The 6553-nt window shown below is 68.9% G+C and carries 6 protein-coding genes; all 6 read right to left on the bottom strand.

The window, feature by feature from the left end:
* Positions 1 to 4: 4 nt before the first annotated feature.
* Positions 5 to 1039, bottom strand: a complete 1035-nt coding sequence (locus EBE87_RS23925) for a FemAB family XrtA/PEP-CTERM system-associated protein (RefSeq protein ID WP_120640535.1) — start codon at positions 1037 to 1039, stop codon at positions 5 to 7.
* On the bottom strand, positions 1036 to 1914 hold the full coding sequence (locus EBE87_RS23930; protein WP_120640534.1) for an XrtA system polysaccharide deacetylase: 879 nt from the start codon (positions 1912 to 1914) through the stop codon (positions 1036 to 1038). Before EBE87_RS23930 ends, EBE87_RS23925 begins: the two co-directional genes overlap by 4 nt.
* A complete protein-coding gene (locus EBE87_RS23935) occupies positions 1911 to 2870 on the bottom strand; it encodes an AAA family ATPase (RefSeq protein WP_120640538.1) in 960 nt (319 codons plus the stop codon). Before EBE87_RS23935 ends, EBE87_RS23930 begins: the two co-directional genes overlap by 4 nt.
* Positions 2871 to 2880: 10 nt before the next feature.
* Complete coding sequence (locus tag EBE87_RS23940; protein ID WP_158601035.1) at positions 2881 to 4605, bottom strand: TIGR03016 family PEP-CTERM system-associated outer membrane protein; 1725 nt, start codon at positions 4603 to 4605, stop codon at positions 2881 to 2883.
* Positions 4595 to 5356, bottom strand: coding sequence for an AAA family ATPase (locus EBE87_RS23945; RefSeq protein WP_147426200.1), 762 nt, complete (start codon positions 5354 to 5356; stop codon positions 4595 to 4597). The genes EBE87_RS23940 and EBE87_RS23945 overlap by 11 nt, the downstream gene beginning before the upstream one ends.
* Positions 5357 to 5571: 215 nt before the next feature.
* A partial coding sequence (locus tag EBE87_RS23950; protein ID WP_122140196.1) for a GNVR domain-containing protein occupies positions 5572 to 6553 on the bottom strand: 982 nt, incomplete at its 5' end.

Below are 6553 nucleotides of genomic sequence, written 5' to 3' on the forward strand. Positions count from 1 at the left end.
TCCCTCAGCCTAGGCCGCGAACGATGGGCGGGCCGAGGATATTGGCCACCGGCAGCGGCAGGCGCTTCCAGGCGGCAATCATCATCTTGTACTTCGGGTTGGACGGGTTGTGCTCGGACAGCGTGGCGCCGGGGCGCAGGCGGTAGCTGTAGTGCAGCGGCGCCGCCTCGAACCCCCAGTTCTTCTTGAAGTCGAAGGCGCCAGTGCCGGACTTGCTGCGGCCGAAGTCGTAGAGGCGGGAGCCACGCTCCGCCCCCGCGCGCCGCATCACTTCCCAATACATGAAGTCATTGCCAGCGACTTTACGCGCCAGGCTGGTGCCGCCGCCGTAATAAGGCAGCACCTCTTCCTTGTAGTAGAAGTTCAGCACGGAGGCGACGGGCGTATCCCCCTGCATCACCGTGACAACGTCGTGCTCCTGCGGGAAGGCGGCGGCCAGCCGGTCGAAATACTTGCGCGGGAAAACGGGCGTACCGAGGTTATGGACGCTTTCGGCATAAACCCGGTGCAGCATGCCGGTGTCGCTGTTGCTGACCGATTGCAGCCCGTTCTGGATGCCCTTGCGCACCATGGCCCGCTGCTTGCGCGGGATGGCCTTCATGTCCTTCTCCGCATCGCCGGTAATGGACTTGCGGAAGGTGTAATGCAGCGGCGGCCGCACATCCCAGTCCCGGTAAGGCGCATGCAACTGGCGGAATTCCAGATGCGCGGCCCCGGTCTGGCGCAGCAGGTCCATGGCATGGTTTTCCAGCGCCGTCTCAGCCTCCGGCGTGGCCGCGAGGGGGCCGCCATAGACGCAGAAAGGCGTGGAAATCAGCGCATCGCCGAACAGGCGGGTGCGCATGCGCGCCAGCGGCAGCACGCCAACAATGGCACCGTCCTGCTCCGCCAGGGTGTAGTGGGTGCTGTGGCCAAAGGAATCGGCGATGACGTGGCGCCAGGCCGAGAGATGGAAGAAGGTGGAATCCGGCCTCTCGCGCACGAAGGCATCCCAGGCGGCTTCCTGGCCGGTTTCGAGCGGACGCAGACGCAGGCTCATGCCGCGATCCTTTCGGCCGGCTTCGCCCCGTCGATGGCGGCGGCGAAAACCTCGTCCATCCGGCCCCAGGCAAAGTCCTGCAGCAACTGGTCCAGGCGGCCAGACATGCTGTCCAGCCCGGTATAGTGCCGGAACCGCGACAGGCGCCCGGCATGGTTCATGCGCGGCTGGCCCGGATCGACTTCCCAAGGGTGGAAGTAGAAGATGCCCGGCTGCTGGTCATGATTGTTCACGCGGCGCAGCGCGGTGCGGAAGACCGGGTAAGGGATCAGCCGGAACCAGCCGCCGCCGGAACAGGGAAAATTGCGGCCCATGGCCCGCAGCGTCGTCATCGGCAGCTCCACCACGCCATCGGGGCGTGGGCGATGCGGCCCGCGCGGTGCGTCGGGCGCGCCATAAAGATCGTGGCGAATGGGAAAGACGGAGGAACTGTAGCGGTAACCCTCTTCCGCCAGCACCGCATGCGCCCAGGGGGTGATGCGGGCGCCGATCGAGAAGGTCGGCGCGCGGTAGCCGGCGACGGGCACGCCGCCGGCATCCTCCAGCACCTGCTTGGCGCGGCGGATATCGGCGCGGAAGGCGGTCTCGCCGATCACATTCACCTGCTCGTGCCCGTGGCCGTGGCTCGCCAGTTCATGGCCGGCCTCGACGATGCGGCGCACCAGCGCGGGGTGCCGCTCCGCCACCCAGCCCAGGGTGAAGAAGGTGGCATGGACGCCGGCGGCGGCGAACTGCTCCAGCACACGCTCGGTATTGGCGACGACGCGCGATTCCAGGCTATCCCAGCTGCTGCGCTGGATGATGCCGACGAAGGCCTGGACCTGGAACCAGTCCTCCACATCCACGCTCATGGCATTGCGGATGCGGGGCTTCATTGCCGGAACCTCGAACCATCGGCGAAGAGGTCGGACATGCGGTTGAAGACCCGCTCCCGCCGCGCGGTCAGGCGCTCCAGCGCCTCGACACGCTGGGTGAGGTCTTCCAGCACGGCCGAATTCGGCCGCGTATGCTGCTGGTCATCCTGCAGGACGCCCAGGTCTTCCTCCAGCTCCAGCGCCGTGGCTTCCACCATCGGCGCGGTCAGGAGCTCGCTGCCCTCCAGCGCGCCGCCCAGCAGCACGCGGGAGCAGAGGCGGTTGATGCGGCGGGGGATGCCGCCGCTATGGGCATGCACCATGTCCAGCGCATCCGGCTCCCAGGCCGGGTTGCCCTGCCAGCCCACCGCGCGCATGCGGTGCTCGACATAGGCGTGGGTTTCCTCACGCGAGAGGCCGCCGAGGTGGTAGGAGGCCAGCACGCGCTGGCGCAGCTGCGTCAGGTCCGGGCTGGCCATGATGCGCCGCAGCTCCGGCTGGCCGAGCAGGATGGTCTGCAGCGGCGCCTTGCCGGATTCCGTGACGTTGGAGATCATGCGCAGTTCTTCCAGCGCCGGCAGCGGCAGGCCCTGGGCTTCGTCCACGATCAGCAGGTGGCGGCGGTCGGCATTGCGCAGCGCGCTGGCGATGCCCAGCAGCAGCGAGGCCTTGGTGCCCTCGGGCGAAACGCCGAAGGCATCGGCGATCAGCCGCAGCACGTCATCGCCAGACACCTGCGTCGTGGCGATGCGGGCGATCACGAAGCCGCCTGGGTCCAGCTCGCTGCACAGCCGCTCCACCAGCGTGGTCTTGCCCGCGCCGACTTCGCCGGTGACGACGACGAAGCCTTCCCGCTGGGCGAGGCCATAGGTGAGATGCGCATAGGCGCGGCGATGCACGCTGCTGGGAAAGAACAGGCGCGCATCCGGCGTCATCTGGAAGGGCGGCTCGCGAAAGCCATAATGGTCGATCTGCATCTGCATACCCTCAGAAGGTCTGCCGAAGGCCAGCGAGGATGACGTTCTGCGTGGCGCGGCCACCCGAGAAGTCATCGCTGCGGTTGGTCAGCATGTATTGCAGCGTGGCGGCCAGGCCGGGGCGCAACTGCGTCACCAGCGCGAGGCTGGCAGTGAAAACATCGCCGCTGCCGCGCGCCGGTGTCTTCAAGGTGCCGTACTGGACGTAGCTGACGGCCGAGGTAAAGGGCGTCAGATCATGCGCCCAGGTCAGGCTGCCGGAAGTGCCACTCTGCCGCGTGGGAACGGTGCCGAACTCGGTCGCGATCGGGCGCTGCCGCTCATAGCTCACGGTAAGAATGAAGGTATCGCGGCCCCAGTCCTGGGAGATGGAGGCGGAGGCGGTGCGCAGCCGGGTCAGGCTGCTTTGCACGCCCAGAAAGGAATTGGAGAAAGGCTGCGCCAGCGGCGCGCCTGTCGCCGTGTCCACCGGATTGCCAAGCTCATCCAGCGTGGTGGTGGTGAGCAGGTCGGCGGCGCGCTGGGCGCCCGTGGTCAGCCGCTCCGCATAGTTGGCATAGAAGCGGGTGCGGCCACCCAGCGTGAGCGCGGCATCCACCCGGGCGGAATCGAAGCCATCACGGTGGCCGTAGCGCGCGGTGATGAAGCTTTCGTCCGAGAAGGTCAGCCTGGCGCCGCCGGACCAGATGGTGTCCGAGACCTGGAAGGGCGGGAAGCCGGAATAGCGCAGCCATTCATAGCCAACCTCGCCCAGCACCGAGAAAAAGCGGTTGATGGCGAAGCGGGATTCGACGCTGACATTGCGGCGGTAGGCATTGTCCAGCACGCCGGTGCCGTCATACTCGGTGGCAACGGCTTGGCCTTCCAAGGCCAGACGGCCAAAATCCTCGCCGCTGCGCACGGTGCCGTAGAATTCGTGCGCCGTGAAATCCTGGTTGCTGAAGTAACGCTGGCCGGTGGGCGTCACCGCGACATCGGCGCCGTCCTGCAAGCTCTGCGAGACATGCTGCAGCGCGTAGCCAGCCTGCACCGTGGCGGTGCCGCCGAAGCGGTGCACTACATAGGGCGAGATCTGGAAGCTGCTGGTCTGAACATCGTTCTCTCGGCGGCTGCCCGTTTCTCCAACGGTGGGGGCGTAGCCGCCGCCTGCGGCCTGCACGCCGGCGCTGCCGCGCAGATCCACGTAGACGGCATTCGGCACCACGGTCAGCAGCAACTGGCCATTGAGGAAGTGGTCGATGCCGTTCTGGCTGCCCTGGGCGGCATGCAGCTCCAGCTCGGGCTGGTAGTTGAACACGCCCTGAAGGCGCGCTGTATCCACCGTGAACAGCAGGCCAGGCTGCAGCCGGGTGATGAAGTCCGCCTTGCGGTTCCGCCGGGTCGCGTAGAGGTTGTCGGTCGCCTCGAGCTCCAGGCCCAGGCTGGGCGTGAAGCTCCAGCCGCGCGTGGACGCATCCGGCGTGGCCAGGGCCGTGTAGGGAAAGCCCAGCGTGCCCAGGCGCACCGGGCCAGCCTCGGCCCAGGGAGCGGCGGAGCCCCCTTCCGAAACACCGGCGGCCTCGCCGCTGCCGATGTCATCGCCCAGCGGGATGCCATCGGACGGGGAGCTGGCGGGCACCGATGTTCCAGGCAGAGGCGGCACCTGCGCCGCGGCCGGCACGGCACTCAGCGCCGCCAGCGACAGAACCGCAAGCGCGCCGATGCCGCCGCCCAGCCTGCCAGCCTCACTCCGCATGGCGCGCGCCGTAGTTGCCATAGGCACCGAAGCTGTCATTGGCCGTCATGGAGACCCGGTTCAGAAGCAGTTGCAGGAGGGGGCAGGCTTCCATCATGTCCAGCGCCGCCTCGACCTCGTTGCGCTGGGTGCGGCCGGCATCCACCACCATCACCACCTGCCCCGCCATGGCCGAAAGCGCATTGGCATCGGAGGTGGAGAGGCTGGGCGGCGTATCGAGCACCAGCACATGGTCGGGCAGGCTGCGGGCCAGGCGGGTGATGGCCTCGGCCAGCTGCGTGCCGGAGGGCACCTGCGCCGCGCCGGTCACGGCGCGGCCATAGGGCAGCACCAGCAGGTTGCGGATCTCGGTCTGCAACAGCAAAGGCTGCCCACGCTCCTGCGGCGAGGAGGCGAGGTGCCGCAGGCCCGTGGCCTCGGACACGCCCAGCGCATCGCTGATGGAGCCGCGCTTGCCGTCCACATCCACCAGCACGACCTTGCGCGTGCCGCTACTGGCCATGGAGCCCGCCAGGTTGAGGGCGATGAAGGTCTTGCCCTCCCCCGGGCGCGCGCTGGTGACCAGCACGACGCGGTTGCGCCCGCCCGCATCCTCCATGCCGCGCAGCACCTGCTGCTGCGCCAGGGCCAGTTCCTCCACCACGCGGCTGCGCTGAGAGCCAGCCGGCACGGCGGTCAGGCCGGCGGCAACCAGGGCGCTCAGTGCAACCGGCGGCCTGGGGGGCGCCGGCGGCTTGACGGGTGGCGGCACCGGGGCTTCCAGCCGGCCTGGGGCCGGACCTTCAGCATCGGGGCTGGGCAGCCGTGCCACTGGCGCCTCGGGCAGGCGGAGCGCCTGCCCTTCCAGTACCTTCGCGGGCGGGGCCTCTGGCGCGGGGCCGGGCTGTCGGGCTGTAAAGGCGTTGGGATCGGAGAACGCCTCAGCAGCGCGCTCAACGAGGTGGGCCCGGCCTCGGGATGGCATGTTCATGCCAGCAACCTCACAATAATGCCGGGAAGCCCGGCAAGGACTGCGCCAAACAGACCGAACAATGCCACCACGCCGAAGCCGAAGCCAAGCACAGCTCCGGCACGACGCGGGCTGACGGCGGAAGAAACGCCGCCCAGCACCGGCAGGCCCAGCCGGCGGAGGTCATTGACGGTGTGGAAGCCCTGGTCGAGCTGCACCAGCAGCAGCGCCACCAGGGCGCCGGCGCCGAGGCCGGCCACCAGCACGCCGGTCAGCAGCAGCGGCCGGTTGGGGGAGACGGGGCGGATCGGCAGCGAGGGCGGGTCCACCACCTCCAGCCGCACGCGGTCGGAACTGCTGCGGGCGGCGCCGGCGATCTGGATGGATTCACGCCGCGCCAGCAGCTCCTCGTAGTTGCGGCGCAGCACGGTGTAGTCGCGGTCCAGGTTCATGAACTGCGCCTGCACTTCCGGCTCGCTGCGCGCCATGGCATCCAGCCGGTCCACCTCGACCTTGCCGTCGCGCTCCTGCCGCTCCAGCGAGGCGATCTGCGCGTCCACATCCACCAGCCGCACCTTCAGCTGCTCGTAGAGCGGATTGGCGCGCGGGCCGGAGCCGTCACCGGAAGGCGCCGAGCCACCGCCACCACCGGTGCGCGCCGCCACGGACACGGCCGCGCGGGCCGCGACCACATCCGGGTGCTGTTCGGTGAAGCGGGTGCGGAGTTCAGCCAGGTTGCGTTGGGCAGCGGCCAGCGCGGGATTGCCGCCGCCACCACCCGACTGCGCCACCGTCAGGGTCGGCGGCGCGGATTCCAACTGCTTCTGCGTCAGCTGCCGCCGCATGCGGGCGTCCTGCAGCTCGCCCTGCACTTCCTTCAGGCGGCTGCGCGCCGCCTCCAGGCGGGACACGCCGCCCTCGGAGGGCAGCAGGTCGATATAGCGTGCCTGGAACTCGGCGCGGCGGCGTTCGGCCTGGCGCAGCTGCACCTCGTAGGAG

The sequence above is a fragment of the Teichococcus wenyumeiae genome (genome assembly GCF_003696345.1).
Lineage (GTDB): Bacteria > Pseudomonadota > Alphaproteobacteria > Acetobacterales > Acetobacteraceae > Pseudoroseomonas > Pseudoroseomonas wenyumeiae.

What these genes read in the sequence shown, in the direction of transcription:
- EBE87_RS23925 (WP_120640535.1), bottom strand. Translation starts at nt 1,039, where the DNA reads ATGAGCCTGCGTCTGCGTCCGCTCGAAACCGGCCAGGAAGCCGCCTGG.
- EBE87_RS23930 (WP_120640534.1), bottom strand. Translation starts at nt 1,914, where the DNA reads ATGAAGCCCCGCATCCGCAATGCCATGAGCGTGGATGTGGAGGACTGG.
- EBE87_RS23935 (WP_120640538.1), bottom strand. Translation starts at nt 2,870, where the DNA reads ATGCAGATCGACCATTATGGCTTTCGCGAGCCGCCCTTCCAGATGACG.
- EBE87_RS23940 (WP_158601035.1), bottom strand. Translation starts at nt 4,605, where the DNA reads ATGCGGAGTGAGGCTGGCAGGCTGGGCGGCGGCATCGGCGCGCTTGCG.